The sequence below is a fragment of the Kocuria sp. ZOR0020 genome, assembly GCF_000800955.1.
Classification (GTDB): domain Bacteria; phylum Actinomycetota; class Actinomycetes; order Actinomycetales; family Micrococcaceae; genus Kocuria; species Kocuria subflava.
This window is the reverse complement of the sequence record NZ_JROX01000240.1, coordinates 1-984: the sequence shown is the minus strand read 5'-3', so window position 1 is coordinate 984 and position 984 is coordinate 1. Positions and strand designations below refer to the sequence as shown.

The window sequence follows — 984 nt, the reverse complement described above, 5'->3', positions numbered from 1 at the left end:
TGTATCGCCCCGGGTCTGGTGGAGGCTCTGATTCCACGGGAGGATGAGGAGCATGGCAGCACCGAGGAAGTACCCGGACGAGCTTCGGGAGAGAGCCACGAGGATGGCTGTTCAGGCGCGACGGGATCCATCGACGAGGTCGGGCACGTTCCGTCGTGTGGGCGAGCAGCTCGGGATCAATCCCGAGACTCTGAGGAATTGGGTCGTGCAGGCCGAGGTTGACGAGGGGCACCGTCCCGGGACCACGACCAGCGAGTCCCAACGCCTGGTCGAGCTGGAGAAGGAAGTGCGTGAGCTGCGCCGGGCGAACTCGATCCTGAGGTCGGCGTCGGCTTTTTTCGCGGCGGAGCTCGACCGTCCACAGCGTTGATCGTGGAGTACATAGACCAGCACAAGCATGAGTTCGGCGTCGAGCCGATCTGTCGGACGCTGACCGCAGCGGGCACGCAGATCGCGCCGAGCACGTACTACGCGTTCAAGACCCGCCCACCCTCGAGACGGGCAGTGCGCGACGAGGAACTGCTGGTCCAGATCCACCGCGTCCATGCGGCGAACTTCGGCGTCTACGGGGCGAAGAAGGTCCATGCCCAGTTGCTGCGGGAGGGCATCTCGGTGGCGCGTTGCACGGTCGAGCGGCTCATGCGCGTCGCGGGGTTGCGAGGGATCAGCCGGGCCAAGGGCCCACGCACCACGATCTCCGGTCGCGGCCCCGACAATCGACCTGACCTGGTCGAACGTGACTTCACGGCGACTGCTCCGAACCAGTTGTGGGTCGCGGATATCACCTACTGCCGCACCTTCGCCGGCTGGGTGTATGCCGCGTTCGTCATCGACGTGTTCTCCCGCCGCGTGGTCGGCTGGCAGCTGTCGAAGTCGCTGCGGACGGACCTTGCGTTGGACGCGCTCGAGATGGGCATCTGGACCCGCGATCACGCAGGCCAGGCCGTCACCGAGCTCACGCATCACAGCGATAAGGGCGTTCAA

2 protein-coding genes and 1 other annotated feature are annotated in these 984 nt (G+C 65.7%); both genes read left to right on the top strand.

The annotated features are described in order from the left end of the window. Nucleotides 1–43 precede the first annotated feature (43 nt). Nucleotides 44–370, top strand: a complete 327-nt coding sequence (locus L979_RS12450; RefSeq protein WP_081994475.1) for a transposase — start codon at nt 44–46, stop codon at nt 368–370. Beyond that, nucleotides 331–459, top strand: a sequence feature (AL1L pseudoknot). Its footprint overlaps the gene before it by 40 nt. After that, the coding region (locus tag L979_RS12445; RefSeq protein WP_197052152.1) for an IS3 family transposase at nt 373–984 on the top strand (612 nt) is incomplete at its 3' end. (Overlaps the previous feature by 87 nt.)

What these genes read in the sequence shown, in the direction of transcription:
- L979_RS12450 (WP_081994475.1), top strand. Translation starts at nt 44, where the DNA reads ATGAGGAGCATGGCAGCACCGAGGAAGTACCCGGACGAGCTTCGGGAG.